This window comes from Rhodococcus sp. NyZ502 (assembly GCF_041464245.1).
Taxonomy (GTDB): Bacteria; Actinomycetota; Actinomycetes; order Mycobacteriales; family Mycobacteriaceae; genus Rhodococcus_F; species Rhodococcus_F qingshengii.
In genome coordinates, this window is record NZ_CP167156.1 from 101,411 (window position 1) to 124,409 (window position 22,999).

General features: G+C 61.3%; 23 protein-coding genes and 3 pseudogenes. 6 read left to right on the forward strand and 20 right to left on the reverse strand.

The window, feature by feature from the left end; all coding sequences use genetic code 11:
• Positions 1 to 120: 120 nt before the first annotated feature.
• Positions 121 to 1,089 (reverse strand): diiron oxygenase, encoded by a 969-nt coding sequence (locus tag ACBG85_RS29500; protein WP_027498243.1) that lies wholly within the window; start codon positions 1,087 to 1,089, stop codon positions 121 to 123.
• 130 nt (positions 1,090 to 1,219) lie between these two features.
• Here ACBG85_RS29500 and ACBG85_RS29505 point away from each other — a divergent pair, with 130 nt between their 5' ends.
• Positions 1,220 to 1,561 carry a DUF4873 domain-containing protein gene (locus tag ACBG85_RS29505; protein WP_027498244.1) on the forward strand — a complete coding sequence of 114 codons (342 nt, stop codon included), beginning with the start codon at positions 1,220 to 1,222 and terminating at the stop codon, positions 1,559 to 1,561.
• Between the two features lie 96 nt (positions 1,562 to 1,657).
• Here ACBG85_RS29505 and ACBG85_RS29510 read toward each other — a convergent pair.
• Positions 1,658 to 1,865, reverse strand: a pseudogene (locus ACBG85_RS29510) (integrase core domain-containing protein); the annotation flags it as partial.
• 31 nt (positions 1,866 to 1,896) lie between these two features.
• Between ACBG85_RS29510 and ACBG85_RS29515 the strand changes: the two are divergent.
• A pseudogene (locus ACBG85_RS29515) lies at positions 1,897 to 2,586 on the forward strand (IS30 family transposase); the annotation flags it as partial.
• A 73-nt stretch (positions 2,587 to 2,659) separates the two neighbouring features.
• On the opposite strand, the gene ACBG85_RS29520 reads toward ACBG85_RS29515, so the two are convergent.
• From ACBG85_RS29520 to ACBG85_RS29565, 10 genes are read right to left on the reverse strand one after another with little or no spacing between them, the layout of a single operon-like run.
• On the reverse strand, positions 2,660 to 2,950 hold the full coding sequence (locus ACBG85_RS29520) for a hypothetical protein (RefSeq protein ID WP_032370852.1): 291 nt from the start codon (positions 2,948 to 2,950) through the stop codon (positions 2,660 to 2,662).
• Positions 2,934 to 3,638: a hypothetical protein gene (locus ACBG85_RS29525; protein WP_181992005.1), complete on the reverse strand. Its 705-nt coding sequence runs from the start codon at positions 3,636 to 3,638 to the stop codon at positions 2,934 to 2,936. Before ACBG85_RS29525 ends, ACBG85_RS29520 begins: the two co-directional genes overlap by 17 nt.
• Positions 3,639 to 3,686: 48 nt before the next feature.
• Positions 3,687 to 4,646 carry an MlaD family protein gene (locus ACBG85_RS29530; protein WP_230593002.1) on the reverse strand — a complete coding sequence of 320 codons (960 nt, stop codon included), beginning with the start codon at positions 4,644 to 4,646 and terminating at the stop codon, positions 3,687 to 3,689.
• Positions 4,643 to 5,680: an MlaD family protein gene (locus ACBG85_RS29535; RefSeq protein ID WP_118606234.1), complete on the reverse strand. Its 1,038-nt coding sequence runs from the start codon at positions 5,678 to 5,680 to the stop codon at positions 4,643 to 4,645. The genes ACBG85_RS29530 and ACBG85_RS29535 overlap by 4 nt, the downstream gene beginning before the upstream one ends.
• Positions 5,680 to 6,729 (reverse strand): MlaD family protein, encoded by a 1,050-nt coding sequence (locus tag ACBG85_RS29540; RefSeq protein ID WP_118606237.1) that lies wholly within the window; start codon positions 6,727 to 6,729, stop codon positions 5,680 to 5,682. Before ACBG85_RS29540 ends, ACBG85_RS29535 begins: the two co-directional genes overlap by 1 nt.
• The gene (locus ACBG85_RS29545; protein ID WP_032370848.1) at positions 6,723 to 7,718 is read right to left on the reverse strand and encodes an MlaD family protein; all 996 of its coding nucleotides are present in this window, start codon (positions 7,716 to 7,718) and stop codon (positions 6,723 to 6,725) included. The genes ACBG85_RS29540 and ACBG85_RS29545 overlap by 7 nt, the downstream gene beginning before the upstream one ends.
• A complete protein-coding gene (locus ACBG85_RS29550) occupies positions 7,715 to 8,722 on the reverse strand; it encodes an MlaD family protein (protein WP_118606239.1) in 1,008 nt (335 codons plus the stop codon). Before ACBG85_RS29550 ends, ACBG85_RS29545 begins: the two co-directional genes overlap by 4 nt.
• A complete protein-coding gene (locus ACBG85_RS29555; RefSeq protein ID WP_118606241.1) occupies positions 8,719 to 9,756 on the reverse strand; it encodes an MlaD family protein in 1,038 nt (345 codons plus the stop codon). The genes ACBG85_RS29550 and ACBG85_RS29555 overlap by 4 nt, the downstream gene beginning before the upstream one ends.
• An 8-nt stretch (positions 9,757 to 9,764) precedes the next feature.
• Complete coding sequence (locus tag ACBG85_RS29560; RefSeq protein WP_118606243.1) at positions 9,765 to 10,628, reverse strand: ABC transporter permease; 864 nt, start codon at positions 10,626 to 10,628, stop codon at positions 9,765 to 9,767.
• A 10-nt stretch (positions 10,629 to 10,638) separates the two neighbouring features.
• Positions 10,639 to 11,397, reverse strand: coding sequence for an ABC transporter permease (locus ACBG85_RS29565; protein WP_181881569.1), 759 nt, complete (start codon positions 11,395 to 11,397; stop codon positions 10,639 to 10,641).
• A gap of 241 nt (positions 11,398 to 11,638) precedes the next feature.
• On the opposite strand from ACBG85_RS29565, the gene ACBG85_RS29570 reads away from it, so the two are divergent.
• The 3 genes and pseudogenes from ACBG85_RS29570 to ACBG85_RS29580 form a co-directional block, all read left to right on the forward strand.
• Entirely contained in the window at positions 11,639 to 11,920 is a 282-nt protein-coding gene (locus tag ACBG85_RS29570; RefSeq protein ID WP_369293740.1) for a transposase, read from the forward strand.
• Positions 11,921 to 12,347: 427 nt separating this feature from the next.
• On the forward strand, positions 12,348 to 12,821 hold the full coding sequence (locus tag ACBG85_RS29575) for an integrase core domain-containing protein (protein WP_369293741.1): 474 nt from the start codon (positions 12,348 to 12,350) through the stop codon (positions 12,819 to 12,821).
• A 188-nt stretch (positions 12,822 to 13,009) separates the two neighbouring features.
• Positions 13,010 to 13,129: pseudogene (locus ACBG85_RS29580) on the forward strand (transposase); the annotation flags it as partial.
• 55 nt (positions 13,130 to 13,184) lie between these two features.
• Here ACBG85_RS29580 and ACBG85_RS29585 read toward each other — a convergent pair.
• From ACBG85_RS29585 to ACBG85_RS29610, 6 genes are all read right to left on the reverse strand, one after another.
• The gene (locus ACBG85_RS29585; protein ID WP_142006811.1) at positions 13,185 to 14,249 is read right to left on the reverse strand and encodes a BtrH N-terminal domain-containing protein; all 1,065 of its coding nucleotides are present in this window, start codon (positions 14,247 to 14,249) and stop codon (positions 13,185 to 13,187) included.
• Between the two features lie 46 nt (positions 14,250 to 14,295).
• Positions 14,296 to 15,132 (reverse strand): SDR family oxidoreductase, encoded by an 837-nt coding sequence (locus tag ACBG85_RS29590; RefSeq protein WP_142006809.1) that lies wholly within the window; start codon positions 15,130 to 15,132, stop codon positions 14,296 to 14,298.
• Between the two features lie 395 nt (positions 15,133 to 15,527).
• Positions 15,528 to 16,268: a transglutaminase family protein gene (locus ACBG85_RS29595; RefSeq protein ID WP_032370982.1), complete on the reverse strand. Its 741-nt coding sequence runs from the start codon at positions 16,266 to 16,268 to the stop codon at positions 15,528 to 15,530.
• A 69-nt stretch (positions 16,269 to 16,337) separates the two neighbouring features.
• On the reverse strand, positions 16,338 to 17,546 hold the full coding sequence (locus ACBG85_RS29600) for an NAD(P)/FAD-dependent oxidoreductase (RefSeq protein ID WP_032370840.1): 1,209 nt from the start codon (positions 17,544 to 17,546) through the stop codon (positions 16,338 to 16,340).
• Positions 17,543 to 18,931 carry a cytochrome P450 gene (locus ACBG85_RS29605; protein ID WP_094643793.1) on the reverse strand — a complete coding sequence of 463 codons (1,389 nt, stop codon included), beginning with the start codon at positions 18,929 to 18,931 and terminating at the stop codon, positions 17,543 to 17,545. The genes ACBG85_RS29600 and ACBG85_RS29605 overlap by 4 nt, the downstream gene beginning before the upstream one ends.
• 24 nt (positions 18,932 to 18,955) lie before the next feature.
• Entirely contained in the window at positions 18,956 to 19,276 is a 321-nt protein-coding gene (locus ACBG85_RS29610; RefSeq protein ID WP_024793405.1) for a 2Fe-2S iron-sulfur cluster-binding protein, read from the reverse strand.
• A gap of 109 nt (positions 19,277 to 19,385) precedes the next feature.
• On the opposite strand from ACBG85_RS29610, the gene ACBG85_RS29615 reads away from it, so the two are divergent.
• On the forward strand, positions 19,386 to 20,414 hold the full coding sequence (locus ACBG85_RS29615) for an AraC family transcriptional regulator (RefSeq protein WP_118606494.1): 1,029 nt from the start codon (positions 19,386 to 19,388) through the stop codon (positions 20,412 to 20,414).
• A 138-nt stretch (positions 20,415 to 20,552) separates the two neighbouring features.
• Here ACBG85_RS29615 and ACBG85_RS29620 read toward each other — a convergent pair whose 3' ends face one another.
• Entirely contained in the window at positions 20,553 to 21,296 is a 744-nt protein-coding gene (locus ACBG85_RS29620; RefSeq protein WP_238704818.1) for a recombinase, read from the reverse strand.
• 368 nt (positions 21,297 to 21,664) lie between these two features.
• Positions 21,665 to 22,831, reverse strand: coding sequence for a site-specific integrase (locus tag ACBG85_RS29625; protein ID WP_024793402.1), 1,167 nt, complete (start codon positions 22,829 to 22,831; stop codon positions 21,665 to 21,667).
• Positions 22,832 to 22,999: the final 168 nt, after the last annotated feature.

Sequence of the window (22,999 nt, forward strand, 5' to 3'; positions counted from 1 at the left end):
CACGGCGCGCCGTGACGCGTGGCAGGTGTGGGAATGTCATCCGCCCAAGCCCACGAACCGAGGAATCCGGTCGTGGGGTCGAGGAATGGGCTGTGGGACGCGCGGACCGGGCCGGGCGTGTTAGCGCAGATCGTCGGGCAGGCTGCGCGTTGCGCGCCACATCGCCATCGTGAACTTCCCCTCCATCATTCCGGCCTCGTGGAAGAATCGGATCATCGGCTCGGACATGAACTGCAAGTTGACGCGATAGTTCGGGCTCGTCTGCTGCGCCCACAGGCCGCGCAGACGGCTGATTCCGACATCGGGATATACCTTCGGATTGATGAGCAACGGGTATGCAAAGTTCGCAATGGCCGCCAACGTGCCTCTATGCCAGGCGCGCGAGATGCGTCCGCGACGCTGCATCCCTTCCACCATTTCCAGCCGCGCGAACGTGATGTGACGGGCCTCTTCGAGAACGTGGATCTTCATGAGCTGGCGCAGCTGCGGCTGCATTTTCGGGTCATTCATCGCCTCGCGCTGAGCGCGGTCGAGGATCTCCTCGATGAGCAGAGTCGCGCCGGACACGGACGGGCCGAGAGGCACAAAGTGCAAGATCTTCGCGATGCTCAAGAACCCCTTCGGCAACTTGTACGGTGCCAGGCCCGTCTTGTTGATCAGTCGGGCGAACATCGTCGAGTGACGTGCCTCGTCGCCGATCTCGTTAAGGGCGTAGAGGGACCTTTGATCTGTCAGGGCGCCTTTGGCGGATGTTCGGAGCAGCGCCGAGCTGAGCAGATTCTCCGCGTAGATACCGAAGCTGAGGATGCTGACGATTTCGTGGCGCCCGAGTTCCGCCTTTTGCTCATCGCTCATTCTCTCCCACAGCTTGGTGCCGTAGAGCGAGACCCGATGCTCTGGCAGGTAGTACTTTCCTTCCTCCCAGGGTGAGTCCCAATCGATGTCGATCTCCGCGTCATAGAATTTTTCGGCCGCCGCCCGCAGCAGTCGGCCGGCAGATCTCTGCATGTCGACGGGCTTGCGGGCGCTGACACGCGCAGCGCCTTCCGTTGAGACGTCGGGCTTGGTCTCCACATTTTGAACGGTCATGTGACCTCCGTTGCGTTCCGGGCCGAGCTGAGTCTCGACTTCATACCCGTACTCCGGGTACCAGATACTGATAGTGTCTGCGCCAATGCGTTCTTTTGTCAATGTTCGAAGTGAAGAAAGTGAGCCTTGCGTGTCTGACGACCACGATCTCGACTACTCCGGCGAGGGCACCTTGGTGTGCCGTGGCAAGGAGATTGCTGTCGGGGTGAAGATCAAAGGCTATTTCCAGCCCCTCAACGGCTTATACACCTGGTACGGCAGGATCGACAAGAATGATGCGCTCCACGCCGCCCTCTCGGGAAGGCGCACGGTTGCCGTCTTTGCGACACCAGAGGGACGCGCCGAGTGCGTCGTGGGCGACCCTGATTTCTGGGACCGCTATCGCATCTCGGGCACGAGCAGACCGCCGTACCACATCCCCACCACGCTCGAGGAAGTTGAGTCGATAGCAGAGAGTGAACATCAGGGTTGACCGACCCGCTTTGCGCCCTGGGCGTTCCCCAGCATCCAGTCCGATAGCGCCCAGGCGGGTGAAGCAACGCCACCAGACAGCCGATTCTTGACTGCGGTAGGCCTTCTCGAATTCGTCTGGTGTGAGGTAGTCGAGGGTGCTGTGGGAGGCGGCGTTGGTTGAACCAGTCGACCCATCCCATCGTGGCGAACTCGACATCGTCGATGGTCTTGAGCGGGCCGTTCAGGAACGGGCTTCTCTTCGATACTGCCTCGGTCTTGAACAACCCAATTGTGCTCTCGGCCAACGCATTGTCGTACGCATCCCGACACAGCGGATCGATGCCGCAATCCCCTCGCAACGCTGCCACCCGCGACGGCAAGCTCGAGTACCGCACATCAGTGGCGCAATGGAAAGCCGATCTTGCGGCAAGGCGACCCAAGGTAGCCAAACTCGTTGAACACGAACCTCTTCGAGAGTACGTGCAGGAAGTGCTCTCGGGCGTGATCCGCGACGAAAACGGTGAGGTCTGATCATCGGGCTGGGCAGGTCCGCAGTGGGTACGCTTGTCGAACGCACCAGCAGATTCACCACGTTGCTGCATCTGCCACGTAAGGATGGGTACGGGGATGCGCCCCCGGTGAAGAACGGGCCGGCGTTGTCCGGTTACGGATCGGAGTCGGTCCGCGATGCACTCCAGGCTGCGATGACACCGCTGCCGGAGCACCTGCGCAGATCGGTGACCTGGGACCGCGGCGGAGCTTGCACGTCATGCGGAGTTGACCGCAGAAACCGGGATCCGTGTGTACTTCTGCGACCCGTACAGCCCCTGGCCGCGAGGACCGAACGAAAACACCAATGCATTGCTGCGACAATACTTTCCGAAGGGAACCGATCTCGCTCGATACCGTCGAAGTGACGTTCAGGCCGTGACGGATGCACTCAACAACCGCCCGCGCAAAACACATGGGTGGCGAACCCCAGCGGAAGTGCTTGCAGAGCAGATACGCTCGGCTTCACGGCACTGTGTTGCGACGACAGGTTGAATCCGCCCTGACTGCCGGCACCGCTGTGATGGATGAGCCCTGAGCCGACGCGGCGTCCACCGTGATCTCGTCGTCACAACGCCATCTTCAGCGCCGTGGTGACCATCGCTGTGTCTTTGACCGTCGGCACGGCGAGGAGGCCTGCAAAATCCCGACATTCCCGATTATGTCGGTGTTCGACCACTCGCAAACTGACCCGATCGAGTGGCACCCGCAACCCGAAGAGATCACCCAACTCCTCACCGGCGTCGACCCCGCCGACATCTCCGACATCTGCGACCGCGTCGAAGAATGAGTACCGTCCTGCATCTTGCTCTTCGTGGAACTCCTTCTGCGGAGCCGCCGCCTCATTCAGCTGGGCCATAGTCCTGAATTTGCCAGCCCTGGGCGGTTTTCGTCACGACCACCTTCAACAATGTCGGCAGTTCACTCGGTTGTGGATTCTGCACGTTCTGCGTCTTCTGGCTCGCGAAGACCATCACCGTGTATTCTTCGTCGGTGTCACCGGTGTCACCGGTGACGCTGGTGACGCTGGTGGCCAGAACGCGTCCCGACGCCTGCACCTGGGCCTGCTGGATAATCTGGGTCAGCGTCGGCCGAACCTCGTCATACCGCTTGACTAGAGCCTCACCCGCGTCCTCTTTGACTGCCGCGAAAAAGGCGTCGGTGTTCTGGTAGCTGTAGGTCAGGGATCTGGTCGTGTAATCCGAGGCGGCCTTCGCCGCGGCGGCCCGTTGCGCGGCGTCGTTTTCCAATACCGACTTCGCTTCGTCGGCCTCGAGGTAGAGGTAGGCGAACACGCCGGCCAGCACAGCGAGCACCACGATCACGGCCGAAACCACCACGGCACGTGATCGCGGCGATGCTGACCAGCGGTGCCCACCTGGCGAGGGGGGTTCGACGTCGCTGTCTCCAGCCCCAGCCGTGGCTACGGCGGACGCGGCTGGGGCGTTTTCGTCCATCAGTAGATCGCCATCCGGCGTCGCTGCTGCCGCGCTGTCCTCGACCTCAGTGGGCTCGGGGTGCGGTTTCGTTCGGTCGTCATTTGTCATGTGGGACCTTCTGTGTACTTACGGTGACAGTCGCTTGCGGACGGGGCGTCACCGTAGTGGCGGCGACACGGTGACGGGGACCTCGGCGCGACCTGGTCGCGACGCCGGGAAAGTTCGGCCGAGGAGGTCGCCGATCGACCCGAAGTCGACGTATGTGTCGGCAACTTTCTCGGTCGCCGGTTTCACCGCCCGGGTGATCGTCAGCAGATCCGGCTGCAGGATCTGAATATAGCCGTTGAGCTTTTCCACAAGCTTCAACACGGGAGGCCACTTGTCGTACGAGGTGGTTGTGAACCTGATGAACGCCCGTTGAATCCGCGCCAGCCCGTTCACGGCGTCAGGGGTGCGTACAGATGCCGTAGTGAGGACGTCCCCGGCATTGGACAAGAGGCCGAGCAGGAACTCGGCGTTGTCCGCGGTCACCCGGACGGACCCATCTTTGCCGACGAAATCGACTACACGGTGCATCATGTCGCCGATCGTGTCGAGGTCGTCCTGCCGTCCGGCGACGGCCTCGGCGACGGTCTTGTTGATGGACTCGATCGATTCCGGGTCGAGCCCATCTGCCACTGCAGCCAACTTTGGCAACACCTGGGGAACCGATTGCGACACGTGCACCGCGTCCGCGGGCACCACGTCTCCGTTATCGAAGTACCCACCGGTTGCCGTGCCCGCGGGCACGAAGTTGATGTACTGTTCCCCCGCGAGCGACAGATTCTGGATAGACATCTCGCTGTCCTGGGGGATCTTGTGGTCGGAATCGATCGTCATCTCGACCTTAATTGCCGAATCCGCGACGTTGATCGAGGACACCTTTCCGACGGGTACCCCCCGCACCATCACCGGCGATGTGTCCAGCAGACCGCCTGAGCTGTCGATGATGGCGGTTAACGAGTACTCGGAGCGGGTGGGGTTGATGTGTGCCACGCCGACGACGAGGTAGCCGAGCCCTACGACGAACACGACGGCGAGAGCCAGTATCGATATGAGCGTGCTGCTGCGGTTCACGGCATCATTCCGATTGATCTCAACACGGTTATGAAGGATTCGGCGTCACGCCGCGCTAGGTCCCGACCATCGATGGAGATGTCCGAGAGGTTGATGTCGGGCGACCGCACGAATGGAATGAGTTTGTCGCGGATGACGCTCGTTGCCTGCTCCGTGACGGACTTCGAGTAGATGTCGGAGTTGGCGATCGAATCGATCACCGGGGCGATCCCGGCCACTGACTCCTTGATCCGTAAGTACTCCGGATCCACGATCCTGCCCGCGGACACAGCGAAATCACGCAAGTTGGCGATGAGTAACGCGACCTCGATCAGGGAGTAGCCGAGGCCAGAAAAGTTGCGTCCGCCCTTGGTCAGCATCCGGTCGATTCCCGACGGATCGTCCAAGATCACTTTCAGAGTCTGATCAGCCGACCTCAACACTACGTCGAGTTTGTCGGTATTCGAGGAGACCTCCGAGACGGTCTCCAGCGTTGTCTGATACAGGGCGTCGAATTGCTGCGGGTCCTTGGGGAACGTGGTGTTCAATGTCGAGATGGCGGTGTGGATCTTGTCGAGCTCACCGCCGCCGAGGACATTCGCCATTCCGCGCATGACGTCCTCGACATTTGCTGCCGGCTCGGTCCGTGCCAGCGGGATCACCGAACCCGACCGCAGCAAGGCACCCGTCGACGGCTCGGCTGGGGGAAGGATGGCAACGTAGATCTCACCAAGGAGAGTGTCCTGACGTAGCTCGGCTCGCGATTCGCCCGGCAGCTGAGTCGTGTTGTCGATGCGAGCTTTCACGACCGCATGCCCGTTCTCGTACGTGACATCTTCGACGAACCCGACGCTGATTCCCCCCGAGAGAACTTTTGCGAGGGCTGGCAGGTTGAGTGCGCTGGTGAACTCCATCTGGATGTCGTAGCCGTCCGCGTCGGAGGTCGCTATCGTCGGCGGATTGTCGGCGTTGATCCCACACGATGTTACGAAAACTATCGTTGCCATCAGTGCGACTATCGTGGGTCCGAGGCGTGCCCGGTTGACCGAGATCATCAGGCCCCTCCACCCATCATCCCGGCGATCGTCCTTGATGCATCGCTGGACCTGCAGACGCCGTTTGCCACCGGCGCGGCGCAGCCACCGACCAGGCTTCGCAAAGGCAGCGACACTGCGAACGCCTGCACAATTGACTTGGCATCGGGGTGTTTCACGATGAGGTCTGCCGTGCGGGCTGCTACTGCTGCCATCATGTCCGGCTGCTCTCCCATGTCGGCGATGAGCGGAACGGCAGCATCACCGATCGCGAATATCGGGGGACCGAAATCTGTTGCGAGCCGCGAGAGGATCGGTACGAACGTCCCCGCGTACTCGACTGCCGCGCCGAAGGTCTGGCCGAACGCGATGATGACCTCGATGGCACCGACGAAGTTGTCGAAGAGGGCGGTCAGCTCTTTGTCGTTCTCGGTTGCCACCCCCGTCAGTGTTGCGAGGTTCCCGACGATCCTGCGAATCTGTCCATCCCGCTTGGCCGGGTCGTTGATGAGCGTGGCTGAGTCCTTGATGATCCCGGCCACGTCGCCCTGCGTTCCTTCCAGATTGCGGGAGACGAGCTCGAGGGACTGCAAGATCGCGTCGGTGTTCCTGCCGTTGTCCTTGACCAGGTCCTCGGACAAGTTGCTGATCGAGTCGAGCGTCTGACTGATTCCCAGCGGGGTTCTCGTCTTACTCAACGGAATGCACTGATTCGTCTCGTATCGGGCTCCACCGGAGTACGGCTTGGTGAACTCGATTTGACGTTCGGTCACGATGGATGTCGACACCATAGTCGCGCCGACGTCGGCGGGCAGCGGCACGCTCTTGTCGATCCGCATTTCGATCCTTACACCGGACTGATCACTATTCTGTTGCACCCCGACGACGCTGCCTATCTTCTTGCCGAGCATGGCTACTGTGTTGCCTTCGAAGAGGCCCGATGCGTCGGTGAACTCGGCACACAGGGAGCGCGTGTCGTCGGACACCCTCCCCCCTATTTCCACACTAGCGACCACCACAACCACCACGGCGATCAGGAGCAACAGTCTTCGGATCCATGTAGTCAACATTTGTCGTCACCACTCGGAATGCACACACGAACCTCTGGTTCTGTGGTAGTCGACGCACCGACCGGCGCCTGGAGGAGGACGCCGAGGCGCTGAGTGATCTGATCAACCTGGGCCAGGGCATCGGAGTAGCCTGGCAGCTCTGACGACACCTTGTCGAGGAGCGTCTTGTATTGTTGGACAGACGGTTCGATTCCATCGCTGTAAGCCACGAGCGGCCTCGTGAGAAGTTTGAACAGACGACTGAGAAGGTCGAACCCGCCGCGGACGTTCTCGATATCAGGTCCCAGCGTACTGGCAAGGAAGCTGAGTTGACGGAGAAAGTCGACCAGCACCTGCTTTTGATCGGCGAAAGCGTTGACGTATTCATCGGATAGAGCGACCGCTTTGTCGAGCTGACCGTACTGTCGCTCTAAGAGTTCCATCAAACTGCTGGTGTTCCTCAGTGCGTCGGGAATGTTTGTGTTGCCGTCGGAGAACGCATTCTGCAGCAGCGACGCAGTCTGACGGAGATCGACGCCCTTTACATCGCGGAACACCGGCGTCGTCGTCTCGAGCGTGTCCGAAATGTCGTAAGTACTCGATGTCTGAACAAGGGGGATCGCCCCCGACAGCGAGGTCGGTCCTGACCCTGGGTCCAGATCCAGAACTCGCCCGCCGATCGGCGTGATCAGGCGAACCGCTGCGGTGGCATCCGAACGGACTGGCACTGAGTCGTCGAGTCGAAATTCGACTGTGATAAACGTTCCCGCGAGGTCCACCGACGACACCGTTCCCTGTCTTATCCCCGCTATACGCACCTGATCACCCGACTCCAGCCCTCCGGTGTTGACCAGTTGCGCCGAGTACACCTTTTGGCCGGGCGGTGCGATATACACGGTCCCGGCGATTACCAGACCGACCACCACGGTCACCACCACCACAGCGGCGACGATGAGGTCGCGTCTGCGTTCGGACTGGTGATGCGGTCGATTTCGACTGAACAACCTCACTTACACACCACCAATCGTTGCCCCATAAGCGCAATCGTAGCTGTATCCGGCAGGGGCAGAAGGCCTTTCGAACATCGTGCCTCAGTCGGCGTGGAATTCGTCGAAGCGTTCAGCGAGTCCATAAGGGGCTTGAGCAGTACCGCGCCATTCAGTAGCCCCTCCAACTCCCCGGGTTCTCGCGCCAGACGCTGATAGATCGTCGCGAAACTCTGGTCGTACGTTGACTCAAGTTGCTCCCCGGCGATGACAGTTTTCTCCATGGACCGGTTGACCTCGCCTAGCGACTCCCGCAACCGGTCACTCACGCGGCTGAAGGCGTCGACGATCGATCCCAGCTTGTCGACGAGTTCGACCAGCTGCGCCGAGCGGCCTTCGAGTTGGTCGGAGACCTGGCCGAGGCTCGTCACAATATTCGTGATGATCTCAGACCGCTGGTCCCCGTAGGCGGTGATGTTGGCGACCTGCTCCAGAACAGGCGATATACCCCTCCCATCACCTTGAGCAACGCGCAACAAGTTGGACTGCAGTTCATTGATCTCGTCGGCGTTAAGCGTGTCGAACACCGGCTTGAACCCGTTGAACAAGGTGGACACATCAAATGAGGGAACGGTCTTGTCGAGCGCCACCTGTGTAAGCGCCGCCCCCTGTGTCTTTCCCTGTGCCGCACCGATCAATTCGACATATCGCTGTCCGAGAAGATTCTGATACCTCACGGCGGCGGTAGTGCTCGACGTGATCGCGACGTCGTTGTTCAGTTGGAAATGAACGACCGCGGTGGGCCCTTTCAGGTCGATCGCCGTCACATATCCGACCTTGACTCCCGCCAACCGCACACCGTCGCGAGGCTTGAGCCCGGATGCATCGGAGAAGACCGCAGATCGTTCAGAACTCGGTCCGTCCGAGCTGGGTTCGAGGATGGCGATGATCACGTAGGTGAGAACGCCGATGACTGCGGCGAACGCGACGATCTTGACGATGGTGGGAGTTAACGACTTGAGCTTCATCTTCTTGGTCCTCCTGCTGCAAGCGCGCTCTGCAGCGCAGGTGACGTCTGCACTACCAGGGCGACCTGAAGTTGTACTCGCTCGCCGACTTGCGGCGTGGCGTTGTCGATGCTGTCCAGGATCTGCGGGATGGTGTAAATGGTCTGCGCGAGTCCCGATGCCGATCTGGCGACCGGCCTCGCCAGATCGAGGCCGACGTCCAGTAGTGAACTCAACGCCGGGTAGTTTTCGCTCAACAGTCCTCCCAGTCCCCCGAACAGAACCTCGCCGGTGCTGTTGAGGTTGCCTGTGGCCTGTTTGATGGCCTCGTCGGTGGCGAAGAAGTCAGCGACGTCGACGTTTATGAGGATGCCCGGAACGAACGGCGTCATGAAATCGGCTACACCCTGGGACAGGTCTGCTGCGATCGCCAAATCCTGGCCCACTGGACGCTGTTGAACGTCCCGAGTGAGCTGCGCGATCTGGAACATGAGCTTGCCGGCGTCGGCAAACGTTTGGGAATCATCGACGACAAACTTCACCACAGAATTGAACGCCGGCTGATCGAGAGCATCGACCAGCTTCGAGAGTTTTCGAATCAGGGTCGATACCGACGTTTGTTCGGACTGCTGCTTGTTGACATAGACACTGCCGCCATCACCGATTAACTCTCCCCGTCCGGGGTCAACAATCTCCAGTGCCGTTGGCCCCAGCGCGCTGGCGGACGTGTAATTCACGGCCAGGCCCTGACGCAACCGGATGTCGTCGTTAGCTCCGGTGAGCTCGATTTTCACATTTACACTTTGGTCGCGCCCCGACACCGAGGACACCTTGCCCACCGTGAAGCCCCGATACTTCACCTCCGATCCGCCCTTCAGCCCGTCACCAATCGCGTCGGTGGTGATCGTCACTGTCGTGTTGTCTTCATATTTTCCGGTCGCGTTTCCCACCAGAAGATAGCCGGCAACCGTCACGACGACGAGGACACCGATCCCACGCAGGGTCAAATTTGTTATTGATGGCGCGCGCCCTGACGGATCTTTATAAACAGCCACTTCAACCCCTACCCCGAAATCCTGACGCCCGAATCGAAGCCCCACATCAGCAGGGTCAAGATCATGTCCTCCACAACAATGATGATGAGACTGCTACGGATCGCTCGACCAGACGCGCGGCCGACGCCCTCTGCTCCACCGGTGGCGTAGAAACCCTGGTAGCTGTGGACGATGACGACCGATACTACGAAAATGAGGACCTTGATGACCGAGAACACCAGATCCTGCGGTTTGAGGAACGCATTGAAATAGAAATCGTAGGTGCCACCTGACTGGCCGTGTAGAAGGATGACGACCAGCTTGGCCGCGCCGAAACTGAGTATCAGCGTTACGATGTAGAGGGGGATGATGGTAGTGATCGCCGCGACTACACGCGTGCTGACGATGTACGGAATCGGCCGCACCGCCATCGACTCGAGCGCATCGATCTCTTCAGCGATACGCATCGAACCTATTTCCGCAGTGAGGCGACAGCCGGCCTGGGCTGCGAAGCCGATCGCGGCGATCATCGGTGCCAACTCTCGAGTGTTGGCGTATGACGAAATGAATCCCGTAAGAGACCCCATCCCGACCAGGTCTAGCGAGGCGTAGCCCTGGATGCCGATGGACGCCCCGACAGCCATTCCGAGAATCACAAGCACGATCGCGGTACCCCCGCCGACCAGTACAGCGCCTCGTCCCCAGGCAAACTCCTGTATGAATAAAAACGTCTGTCGTCGATAGGTGGTTGCGACGTGCCGAATTCCGGCGACGGTGTCGATGGTAAATGTTGTAATGTGCCCGAGCTGCGCGGGGACCTCAGCGAGGGGCGTCACAGCACGCACGATCGGACGAGTAACCGAAGTATAACGGGTGGATGGTACTGCGGTCACGTGTTCTCCGTCATCCGATGGTCTGCGGGACGAACATGATGGTCAGTTGGGTGATGAACACGTTGATGACGAAGCACGCCACCACCCCTAGGACCACGGTGGCGTTGACAGATGTAGCCACACCTTTAGGGCCATCTTTCGTGGACAGGCCCCGATGACACGCGATTGTCACGACCACGAGACCGAACACCACTGACTTGATCAGCGCTACAAGGATGTCCGCCGATGATGCGAACGATGCGAACGATGCGACGTAGCTCCCCGGCGTGATGCCCTGGACGTTGACGCTAAGGATGTAGCCGGCCACGAGACCGGTAAACACGATGAGCATGCATAACATCGGAGCGACGATGAGAACCGCGACGAATCGAGGTGCGACGAGTCGACGTGTCGAATTTAGTCCGAGCGTCTCCATGGCATCGATTTCTTCACGGACGGTGCGTGCGCCAAGGTCAGAGGCGATGGCCGACCCTGCCGCACCACCGAGCAGGAGCGCGGTGACGATCGGTGCCCCCTGCTGAATGATCCCGAGTCCACCGGCGGCTCCGGCGATAGATGTGGCCCCGACCTGCTGGGTTAGACTTCCGACCTGCACCGAGACGATGACGCCGAAGGGAATCGCGACCAGGATCGCTGGCAACGTCGTTACGGTGATGACGAACCACGTCTGTGTGACAAACTCCCGAAACGGAAACCGTCCGGTGACAATATCGCGCACGGCCCACCGCAGTGCCTGGCCGGCGAGGGCAATCGAATTTCCAAAGGTCACAAGACTGGCTGTCGCTCGACCAGCAATTTCTGTATAGATACCGGTCTCTCCTCTTCTGTCTGCGCAGCTCGTCGCGATAAGGTGTTCACACAGTATCAGGTACGTGCAGTACCTGATACATGGTTTCGGGAACTTCCGTCGGATTAATCAGCTGACAGGTTGGCGTGTCCCCAAGTGAACGGAGCCATCTCGATTTAGAGCCTTGTTGCCCATGAGCTGGGCGGATAGGACGATGGAAAACATGGCTGGACGGAAACGCAACTCTGCCGAGGACATCGTGCGCAAGCTGCGCAGTGCCGACGAACTGACCGCTGCGGGCAAGACGCAGGAGGAGATCGCGGCGGCGCTCGAGGTGTCGGCGGCGACGTTGTACAACTGGCGGCGTCAGTACGGCGGGATGGCCACCGATGCCGCGAAGGAACTCAAAGAGTTGCGCGAGCAGAACGGCAAGCTCAAACGGTTGCTCGCCAAGGCCGAGCTGGAGAAAGATGCACTGCGGGAGGTAGCGAAGGGAAGATTCTGAGCCCAGCCGCCAAGCGCAGCGCTGTCGACATGCTCGTGAACACCATGAGTCTGTCGAAACGACTGGGCGTGCAAAGCTGCTGGGCTTACCCGCTCCACCTACGCACGAACACCGATCGCCGAAACACCCGCGGACCCCGACGCAGCCCTGAGGGCCGCGTTGCGGACGTACGCAGGCTCGCATCCACTGCACGGCTTCCGACGCGACTGGGCGCATCTGAGGCACGACGAGGGGCTTGTCGGTGAACAAGAAGAAGGTGCACCGGCTCTGGAAGGAGGAGGGTCTGCAGGTTCGGATCTACCATCCCCGCAAACGCGCCGGCGTCAGCTAATGACCGCAGATCGAAGCCGATGCCCCGAAAGTGGTGTGGCCTACGGACTTTCAGTTCGATTCGACCGTCGATGGTAAGGCGATCAAGATCGCGTCGATGATCGATGAACACACCCGGCAGTCCCTGTTGAACATTGTGGAGCGGTCGATCACCGCACAGCGGCTTACCGACGAGCTCGACAAGACGTTCGCGCTGTGGGACGCAAGTGCTGCGGATGGACAACGGTCCGGAGTTCATTTCCCATGTGCTGCAACATTTCTGCCGCGACCGTGTCGGTATCTCCTACATCCAGCCGGGGACGCCGTGGAACAACGGACACATCGAATCCGTCAACAATCGACTACGGAGGGCCTCAACCGCAATCACTGGACGAGCTTGCTCGAAGCGAGGGTCGTGATCGAGGACTTCAAAGACCACCACAACCATCGACACCGGCACTCATCACTCGGATACCTCACGCCGTCCTGGGGGTCCCTCCCGCTTGCGGGGGCGTACGCTGCCCGATGCACCCACAACCACCAACCGGTCGAGGGCTGGGAGGTCGCTGAATCAACTACACCGTGGATCTAGAACACGGTGGCCCGACTTATCGGGGACCTGCCAAGGTCGCCTCGTCGAGCGTTGAAAACGTCGGCGAGGTTGCAGATGAGGGTCATCCACCCCGCAGCCCAGTGGCTGGCGTCGTGATCTGGTCGGCCCAAGGATTCGGACACTGGACCCGCTTGGAATAGGGATCTACCGACATGAGTCCAACAAGCATGAGCAGATCGCGTCGATCGTTCAGCACCGAGTTCAAAGACGAACTGTGCCGAGAGGTCATCGACTCTTCCAAGCCGATCAGTGAGGTCGCCAGGGCGTACGGTGTCGGCGACGACAGCTGCAGCACAGTGCGATGCGCCCCGTGTACCGCGCGCCATTGGACGACGGTGGGCATCATCTCGTGATGGCGGACAGCGAGCGTGAAGCAGACTCCAGGGACTCCGCCAGGATCAGCTCGAGTGCAGGCAGTCTGGCAGCCGACACGGCCACCGCAGCTGCGCGTGTTCGTGCATCGAGACCGCGTTGTGTTCCGGCGCGGGCAGTTTCGGTCCAGGCCTGGGCGCAGTGATCGGCGGCCGCCGCGAGGTCTGCGGTAGCGGGATCACCGGTCAGACGTGCAATTTCGGTACAGCCGTCGGCGAGAAGCCGACGAAAGAGCCCGCCTCCGGTTCCGGCCTTTTCGATGAAGATACCGAGACTGAACAGCAGCGTCTCGAGGTCATCGGGCGGAAGGTCGACCCAGCTCTTGACGTCGGTTGCCAGCTGGTCGACCGCGGCCAAACCGTCGGCACCGGCTGCTGGTATGTGGTCGGCTATTCCCGGTGTCGATGGGGCGTGCATGCTGGCGGCGGATCGGGCGAAGGCCGCGGCCGCGGCAGTCGACACGGGCGGCAGTGTCTGCGGCCACGTGATTCGGTACGTGCAGTGACGTGTCGGTTGCGGGAACGAGGTGGAAGATCGCGCCCGAGCCAGCGCGTCGAGCGGGATCTTCTGCACGTCGGCCCGATCGTTGTCGACGACCGAGGCAGTCCCCCCGATCTCGTCGTAGCCGATCACCACGATGTCGTGGCGACTCATCTGCAGTTTCACCCGTAAGTAGGGCAGCTCAGCGATATCGGCCCAGACCAGACTGGGTCGTCCCGCATCGATGTCGTCGCGAACCCATGACCATCCCTCACCGGGATCGTCGGTCGTGAGAACCTCGACTTGTCCGCCGAGCCTGCGCGGTAAGTCGATCTCGAAGTCGGCACCGCGGCCGACCAGGTACATCGGTGGGACCAGGTCGTCCGATCGCAGGTAGGACAAACCGAGATCACCACCCAGTGCGAACACCAACCCCTCGTCGGGTGGTCCGTCCCATCCCAGACCGTGCCAATGGAGAAGGTCTCGCATTGCACCTGACCCGCAGTGCCCTCCCATCCGGTGGGGATAGTTCTCGATCAGAGTCGTGTGGGGCACTGTGGCTGCCTTTCGGGTGGTTGGTCGAGCGCGCGTGTCGGCATGCTCAGCTGTTCTGGATTCTGTCGAGATACGTTCGGCGAGCAGTCATGTCGACGTCCGCGAGGAACACCGAATCTGTGTTCAGGGCCGCACCCAGTCCGGTCGCCAGCCGCCGGGGGACGAATTTCACCGCCGCGACCATTGCGCCTGCGAGACGGGTGACGCGGACGAAGGGGCGTGGATTCTCGATCAGATCTGCTGTCGCGCGGGCGATTTCCTCCGGCTCGGCGTTGCGTAATCCCTTTGCGCCGGCGGTTCCGGCGACGAGTTCGGTGTTGGTTAACGTCGGGCGGACTGTGGACAGTCGAACCCCTGACTTGCGGTACTCCAGTCGTGCGGCCTCTGTGAATCCGATGACTGCGAACTTGGTAGCGCAGTAGGTCGCCAAACCAGGTACCGCGAGCTCGCCGGCCAATGACGCAGTGTTGATGATGTGTCCGGTGCGGCGTGGCAGCATTCGCTGAAGAGCCAGTTTGGTCCCGAAGATGACACCCAGGATGTTGATCTCGACTTGCCTCCGGGTTATTGCATCGTCCTCTTCGTGGGCGTGGCCGGTAGGCATGATGCCCGCGTTGTTGATCAGGATGTCGAGGGGTCCGAGTTCACGTTCGACCAGGTCCAGAAACGTTGTGAACGAGTCAGGTTCGGTGACGTCGAGTCGGGTGACGACCTTCACCCCGAGTTCGGCGGCGGCCTCCTTCGCACGTGCCTCGTCGATGTCGCCGATGGCGACCCGGTGGCCTCGTCGAATCAACTCCTTCGCTGTCTGATAGCCGATGCCTCGAGCTCCACCTGTGATCGCCACGGTCCTGGCGGGGGTGTGAGGTGCGTTGTTTGTCATCTGCTGCGCTCCTTGCATAGATAAGAGACATCGGTAGACGCCGTTCGGGCCGCTCTCGCGGTGGTGGCTGCGCACACGAATGAGGGATATGGGTATCGCGCGGCGTCTCGTGCCCGGGGAGGCGTTCGGATCGGTCGTTCATCGCCCGCAGCCGCAATTCCAGCGGCAGAGCGAGTCTCGTCTGTTCGGTGTAACTTCCGGTGTCGGCCTCAACACGGCCGCGCCGACGAGACAGTCATACGGCACAGCTCTGCCAGCAGGTATCGGCTCACCCGATTCGAAGGTGTCCGAGGTAGTCCGAGTGGTCACGCCGTGGTTGTTCGCGGAGAGAGCTCCGACCGATCGGCAGTCGGCCGCGATACGGGGTTCAAGACGTATGTTCTCACCGCTTGTGTTCATCGAGACTCCCGCGGAAGGTTTCGATCCCCGGGAGTTTCGTCCGGCCGGGTGCGGCCGGTGAAAACATCATCGAGTGGGTGAGCGCCCGTGAAGATCGTGGGGCCGTAGGCGTGCCGAAGCACCGTCAAGATCGCGTTCAAGGGTAGGTCGTCGAAGACTCCTCGTTCGCGGACATACTCCATGTGCTGGGCTCCGTCTGCGGTGAAGGCATGCATGAGAGCATCGCGATCGCCGTCGAATTCCACTGGCGGCACGCCGAAACGAGCGCACAACTCGACATTGAATGCCGGCGTGGCCTTCAACCACCGGCCCTCGATGTAGAGGCGACTGTAGCCGTGGTAGACGAACAGGTCGGTGCCGCCCATCAGCGTGCGCAACGTCTCGGTCTGCAGGTGATTTCGGACGTCGGCGAAGCCGAGCAGTGCTGGGATACCCGCCGCCCGGCACACTGCGGTCAACAGCACCGCCTTCGGGACGCAGTAAGCGCGCCCGGCCTCGAGGACGAAGCTCGCTCGATAGTGGGCCGGATCGTCCGACACGGTGTATGGGTCGTACCAGATTCGGTCGCGGACGGCGGCGAAGAGGCGTCTGGCCTTGTCACGGTCGCTGCTCGCATCTCCGATTGCCGCGGCGGTGAACGCCCGCACGGATTCGTGCTCGATGTCGAGGAAGTCCGTTGCTCCCAGGTATGCGTGTGGTGGCTGCGTAGTATGTGCTCCGGGCGGGCGGTCTGTCATGGTCATCGCTGATGTTCCCTTCTCTGAGCAAACCGGTTGCTGTTGTGTGCACAACGACCGAAGGATCGGTCAGTTGCGCGCGAGTCCGCCGAGCATCAGGTCTTCGCGTTGGACGGGGAGTCGCTGGGCGATCACCCGTTTGCTGTACATGAACTCGCGCGGGCGACCTATGCAGTCGGCGGCAATGAGCTCACCGGCCTGGAGATAGAAGCAACTGAAATCACTGTCGCGGGTGGGGTCACCGCTGAGAACCACTTCGTCGTATCCAGTGTTGAGGCCGGCGATCTGCAGCTTGAAGTGATACTGATCCGACCAGAACCACGGCAACGCTTCGATTTTTCTGGACTTCCCGCAGGCGGTCGACGCAGCGACTTTGGCCTGCTCTCCTGCGCTCGAGACGGACTCCAACCGTAGTCGACGGCCGTAACGGGCCATGTCGTGGCTCGCGCAGTCCCCCGCCGCCATGATGTCGGGGTCGTTGGTCCGAGTGTGATCGTCGATCACGATGCCGTTGTCGATGACAAGACCCGCATCGGCGGCGAGGTCGGTGTTCGGCTCGACGCCGACACCGACGATGACCAGATCTGCGGGGATCGATTCTCCGCTGGCCAAGGTGATTTCACGAACCTCACGGTCCCCGGACAGGCCCTGAACCATCGCGTTCGTTCTGATGTCGACTCCCTGTTCGCGATGTATCCGCTCGAAGAACGTCGATACCTCGGGAGCAGTGACCCGCTCGAGCACACGCCCAGTTGCCTCGAGGACTGTGACCTGTACGCCCAGTGCGCGCAGCGATGCCGCTGTCTCGAGTCCGATGTAGCCGCCTCCGACGATCACCACCCGCTGGCCAGGGCCGGTGGCCATACGGATCCTCTCGACGTCCGCTGCGGTGCGCAGGTAGTAGACCCCGTGGAGATCGGCCCCGGGAACGGTGAGCCGACGAGGGCGGGCTCCCGTGCACAGCGCGAGCTTGTCGTAGGCCAGCTTCTCCCCGGTGTCGAGAACGACGTTGCCTTCCGACCGAACGATGGTCTCCACCTGCGCGTTCAGGAGCTGAATACCTTGCTTGGAGTAGAAGTCCGTGCTGCGAATGGCGATATCGTCGAGTACGCATTTGCCCGCCAGGTATGCCTTCGACAGCGGGGGGCGTTGATAGGGAGCGGCAGACTCGTTACCGATGAGGACGATGTCGCCTGTCCAACCTTCTTGGCGCAAACTAGCTGCCAGTTGTGCCCCAGCATGGCTTGCGCCGACGATGATCGCCCGTTGCGATGTCATGCGCTGGAAGTAGGCGTCAGGCGCACCATCATCTTGCTGATGCCCCGCACGAAATTCGACTGAACATACTCGGGGTCGCCGACGACCTCGATGTTCTCGAAGCGGGGAAGCAACTCCTCCCACAGAATCCGCAGCTGCATTTCGGCCAGCCGATTGCCCATACACCGGTGCACACCGAATCCGAACGCGATGTGATTGCGCGCATTGGCACGATCGATGATGAAATCATCAGGATTCTCGAAAACGCGTTCGTCGCGGTTACCCGAGGCATACCACATCACCAATTTGTCACCCTTGCGGATGAATTGTCCGTTCAGAACGGTGTCGGCTTTGGCGATTCGGCGCATGTACGCCAAGGGTGTTTGCCATCGGATGATTTCCGAGTTCATGTTGGGGATCAAATCGGGATTGGCCTTCAATTTCTCGAACTGGTCGGGGAATTGGTTCAACGCAAGAACGCCACCGCTCATCGAGTTTCGCGTGGTGTCGTTGCCACCGACGATCAGCAGGACGAGGTTGCCCAGAAATTCCATCGGACGATCGATCAGATCCTTGGTGTCCTCGTTGCTCTGCAACATGGTGATCAGATCGAAACCGGACTCTTCCCCTGCAGACCTCCTGGCTGCTTTGTCATGCCAGAGAGCGCTGAGGCCACGGGCCATGTCACGCATGCCTTCGAACACCTCGTCGTTGTCCGAGGGCCCACCGTTGGCTTGCTCCATCGAGGTTGCCAAATCGGACCAGTAGACGAGTTTGCGGCGTTGTTCGTAGGGGAAATCCAGAAGAGTTGCGAGCATCCGAGCTGTCAACTCGATCGAGACATTCTGCACCCAGTCGAACGGCTCGTTCAAGGGGAGGTCGTCCAATACCTCCCGTACGCGCGATCGGATCAGTCCCTCCATCTCCCGGAGGTTCTTCGGTGCGACAACCCCCTGGACGGCAGCGCGCTGCTTGTCGTGGCGTGGTGGGTCCATCGCGATGAACATCTCGATATCGAGAAACCGGGGCGGAACGCCGATGACGATGAACGGTTCGGCCGAGAACACAGCGTGATTCTTGTCGACGGCCACGATATCGGCATGGCGCGTGACCGACCAGAACGGGCCGAACGGACTATTGGGTTGGTAGTGCACCGGTGCCTCGTTCCGCACGCGCTCGAAGTACGACTGCCACCGCCCTTGTCTGTAAAGAAAGGGGTTACTGAGGTCGATGTCGGCGAGCTCGACATCCTCGACCGGTGGGATGGGACTTTCGACGAAGATCTTCTTGCCATTCGTGCCAGTCACCCACCGTCGGGTCTTGTCGTACAAATGAGCGCCCTGGATCTGCAGCCCTATCGGGATGGTCGACTGGACCTTGTCGGCGATCGACTCAGAAACTTTCATGCTGTCGTGCCTGCCTTTCGCACATCACAATTGGAATTCAGGTGTTCGAACGATCAGGCCATCCCACGCTTCCGAGGCCACCATCTGGCACGACAACCGAGACGTGGGTTCACGCTCGGGGTTCATCGCCAGCATCTCCTCCTCGTCGGCGCCGGACAGACCCACCTCTCCTGACCACTGCGGGTCGACGATCACATGGCAGGTGCCACAGGCCGTTTCGCCCCCACAGTCTCCATCGATCCCCGGCACAGCATTGTCGGTTGCAATCTGCATCAGCGAGCGACCTTCGACCAGAGCCGCCTCGTGCTTCTCACCATCGTGGGCGACGAAAATTACAGCTGCCATGTCAACTCCTCGTTTTCCGGCGTGATTGACGAAAGTGTCGTCGCAAACGCGGGTGACGGCTATGTTCGGTGGAGTCATAAACTTGTGAATTCGGGTCAAAGGGGTCACCGTGAAGCTGAGCGACGAGGGCGTGCCACCGCTTGCGTTCGTTCAGTTGCTCGAACGCCGCGCACTCGACCCTGACGCCGCCGCGCGGCTTCGTGTGATCATGCACCGCGAAGGAACCAGTGAAGCGACGCTCATTCAGCATGACGTTCAGGCACCGATACGGTGGTTTCGGGAGGTCTATCCCGAACTCGATATCGCCCAGGCCACTCGACTCGGATTTGCGTTTGCCGAGCAGGCCCAGTTGACATCGTTCGGGCCTCTGAGTTCACCTTTGATCAGCGCTGGTTCGGTCGCCGAGATCGTCGATCTCCTGACATACCTACCATTGATCTCCACGGCGTTGAAGTCGCAGTTCCACACCGGCGACTACGGTCTGATCGTCGGGCTCACTGCGCACACAGGCGATTCCGCACTGGACTGCTTGGTCATCACCTACGGTGGGTCGGCGTTACTACGACTGCTGGACATGCTCGCCGGTGACATATCGCCGGTGACACTCCATCTGAGCTGGCCGGAGCCGGCCGAGGTGAGCCACGACGAAGGTCCGGGGGCGAATCGCCGGTTCTTCGACGCTCCGATTTCCTTCATCCACGTACCCGAGGAGACCCTCAACAAGGCTTGTCGCTTCTCGGACCCCCTCGCATATCGTCTCGCTATCGCTGATCTGCAGCGAACACTCGCCCAGCGGAGTGGGTCCATGTCATCCGCCGAGAAGGTGAGGCAACAGTTGGAAAAGGACCTCGGACAGCGAACCAACCATGATGTTGCACAAGCATTGTCGATGTCGAGTAGCACGTTGAAACGGCGGCTTGCCGAAGAAGGAACCACCTATAGCAAGGTGCGCCACTCGCTGCTGTACGAGCGCGCGATGCTACGGCTCCTCGACCGATCGGTTTCGGTCAGCGAGATCGCTACCGAACTCGGATACAGCGACCTCGCCAACTTCTCTCACGCCTTCAAACGCTGGACCGGACGCTCTCCGAAAGATTTCCGAAATCCCCGACTCTCAGACGACCCGGTTTCGACGTAGACCCCGCAGAACGGGGTCGAGATCGATGCCTCCGTTCGTCCGCAACCTGATCGATCTTCGTCTCGGAGATGACGGAGACGTCGCCGCCTCCGTGCCATGAGAAGAAGAGTGTGTGCAAACCGGAGTACCAACCACTAGTCACTCGACGGTGTCGGTCGGCACGCGTGTGGTCTCCGATGCGAGAAAGTCGACGAGTGCTTCCAACAGGCTGTCCGCGCGGGTTTCGACATCGGCCAGGACAGAGTCCAGGTCATCGAGAAGACCGTGGGCGTGTCTACGCGCAAGCGTTCCGCGTTCGTAGTAGCCGGGGTCGAGCACGACCCGCGGTACTGGATCCGGTGCAGTGCTCTGCTCCGGCTGTTGTGACCGCGCAGTGGGCTGCAGGTGGGTGGGTGCCCTTCCGTCCCAGTGCATTCGCACGATGCCCGCTACCGCGCGGGCGGTCAGCGGGGTCGCAGCCAACGGGGTGTGGCCCCACCGGTCGATCGCAGTCGACAGCGGATGTTGACCGGCCGGGTCGAAATACCGGTCGTATCCGCCGAGCCCGGTGCCGTCCACGGCATCGAAAGCGTCGGCGAGCATTCGGGTGCTCGGATACCGGGCCTGATGGCCGAGCACCTCACACCAGCGCTGGTACACCGTGCGCGGAGAAATGCCCGTCCCCGCCAGCGCGAGGGAGGTGAGGGTATGAACGCCGCGGCCTGTCTCGATGCGAAGGGCGTCGAGACCCGCATCGGCGGTGACATCGCATGCCCGCAGGGCCGCGATCTGCGTGTACGGCAGACCTGTCGTAGCGAGCGTGAGGATCAGCGCGTCTCTGCGCGCGAACAACGCTGACGGCCAACCGTATTCGGGGAGTCGGGCGATGATTCCGCCGATCACGGCTGCCACCTCCTGCAGGCGCGACGTGCGGGCCCCATCCAGCGCAGCCCGGACGGTCTCAGCGCGCCCTGGAGGAGGTAATAGATGCCGATGATGAGCGGAGTCGATCACCGCGATCCGGCGGCGTTGGGTCGTCGGCGCGGCGGGGTGCGCATACAGGAACCGAGCAAGTGACTCAGGAGAGGCCGCCAATGGGGGTTCGCCATGGGCGGTGCACCAGTCCTCGAACAGTGACCACGTGTGCCGATCCCGCCTCGGTATCGACGTGTTCGTGATGTCCGATGCACGTATCGGACAAGGGCGGTCGTCGTGGTCAGCATCTACCCCTGTCGTCCCGTCGCCGCTCACTGGTTCGGTCGGGTGCCTGGTCATAGGCCGAGCTCGGTGACGGCGTTGCCGACCAGTGGCGCATTCTCGTGAGCGTATGTTTCGACCATTGCGGGTGTGGTGTGCCCGGTTTGGCGCATGATCGCATGCGCGTCGGCACCGTTGCGGAAGGCCTGCGTGACGAAGCCGGAACGGAGGGAATGCCCGCCGAGCTGGGCGACGGTGTCGGGGCCGTATCCAGCTCGAGTAGCGCGGCGGCGGATCGCCGCGTGCACCGCGGCTCCGGACAGGGCTGTGTCGGAGAGGTTGCCGTTCTTGCGGACGGACCGAAACAGAGGGGACCGTTTCTCGACTACAGGAAGGGTGCCGCGGCAGATATGGGAGTCGAATTCCACTGCGCGGGAGAGTATTCGGATGACAGCAACTCTGCCGCCGGTGTCGAACGCTGCGACGATCTGCAGCCATCGCACCCACGCGCAGACCGGACATGACTCGTGGCGGTCGGTGAACGGGAGTGCTTTCACGGTTCCGGTGCCGTCCTGGTCGGTCTTCGATTTGCGGATACGTACGTGCGCGCCGTCGAGGCGGTCGCGGTGGACATCGCGGCATTCGAGCGCTACGAGTTCGCTGCGGCGGAATGCGCCGGTGTAGCCCATCAGCAGTAGCGCGGTGTCGCGGCGTTCGAGGACCTCCGACGCCCAGCCCGCTGCAGTGCGTCGGGCGTGGTCGACGATCGTAGTGATGTCAGCGGTGAGGAGCGGGGCACGGGGTCTGCGGGGCCGCTCCCCCGCAGACGCGTAATCCCGCCGGATACCCGAGAGAGTGGCGCGGACCATCTCGTGCCCGCACGGGTTGTCGTGGCCGGTAGCGCGGTGGCGGTCCGCGACCGCCGCGATCCATTTGTCGAACGTCGACGGCGCATACGCCCGCGTCCCGTCGACGGTGAGCGTATCGGCGGCGCCGACGAGGTACGCCGCCACCGTTGCGGGATGCGCCGGCAAAGCCTGGTGCCCGAGGACGATGCACCAGTTCTCGAATCGACTCCACGCCGAGGCATAGGCACGGCGTGTTCCGGCCGAACGAGAAGCTGCGATCGACTGTTCTATCCGAGCGGCGACCTCGACCGGTAGGTCCGGGAACACTGCCACACCACCCACCGAGACGAGTGAATCCGCGTCCCCGACCTCACCGAGCTGCCGTTCTGCCATGACAAGCACTGTAGCGAGCACCTCCGACAGACTTCTCGAGCCGAAAACACGCTGAGCAGGCCTTTTCGCGATCATGGTGCGGGAAGGAAAATTCTCGTGGGTCACCGCACACAAACCGTGGGTGACTACAGGGTGCGATCGAATTCCGCCTGAAAGCGCAGAGAAACG

Bases quoted from the DNA above. Each gene is read 5' to 3' on its own strand.
- ACBG85_RS29500 (WP_027498243.1), bottom strand. From the start codon at position 1,089: ATGACCGTTCAAAATGTGGAGACCAAGCCCGACGTCTCAACGGAAGGC.
- ACBG85_RS29520 (WP_032370852.1), bottom strand. From the start codon at position 2,950: ATGGCCCAGCTGAATGAGGCGGCGGCTCCGCAGAAGGAGTTCCACGAA.
- ACBG85_RS29525 (WP_181992005.1), bottom strand. From the start codon at position 3,638: ATGACAAATGACGACCGAACGAAACCGCACCCCGAGCCCACTGAGGTC.
- ACBG85_RS29535 (WP_118606234.1), bottom strand. From the start codon at position 5,680: ATGATCTCGGTCAACCGGGCACGCCTCGGACCCACGATAGTCGCACTG.
- ACBG85_RS29540 (WP_118606237.1), bottom strand. From the start codon at position 6,729: ATGTTGACTACATGGATCCGAAGACTGTTGCTCCTGATCGCCGTGGTG.
- ACBG85_RS29550 (WP_118606239.1), bottom strand. From the start codon at position 8,722: ATGAAGCTCAAGTCGTTAACTCCCACCATCGTCAAGATCGTCGCGTTC.
- ACBG85_RS29570 (WP_369293740.1), top strand. From the start codon at position 11,639: ATGGCTGGACGGAAACGCAACTCTGCCGAGGACATCGTGCGCAAGCTG.
- ACBG85_RS29575 (WP_369293741.1), top strand. From the start codon at position 12,348: ATGATCGATGAACACACCCGGCAGTCCCTGTTGAACATTGTGGAGCGG.
- ACBG85_RS29590 (WP_142006809.1), bottom strand. From the start codon at position 15,132: ATGACAAACAACGCACCTCACACCCCCGCCAGGACCGTGGCGATCACA.
- ACBG85_RS29595 (WP_032370982.1), bottom strand. From the start codon at position 16,268: ATGACAGACCGCCCGCCCGGAGCACATACTACGCAGCCACCACACGCA.
- ACBG85_RS29600 (WP_032370840.1), bottom strand. From the start codon at position 17,546: ATGACATCGCAACGGGCGATCATCGTCGGCGCAAGCCATGCTGGGGCA.
- ACBG85_RS29605 (WP_094643793.1), bottom strand. From the start codon at position 18,931: ATGAAAGTTTCTGAGTCGATCGCCGACAAGGTCCAGTCGACCATCCCG.
- ACBG85_RS29610 (WP_024793405.1), bottom strand. From the start codon at position 19,276: ATGGCAGCTGTAATTTTCGTCGCCCACGATGGTGAGAAGCACGAGGCG.
- ACBG85_RS29625 (WP_024793402.1), bottom strand. From the start codon at position 22,831: ATGGCAGAACGGCAGCTCGGTGAGGTCGGGGACGCGGATTCACTCGTC.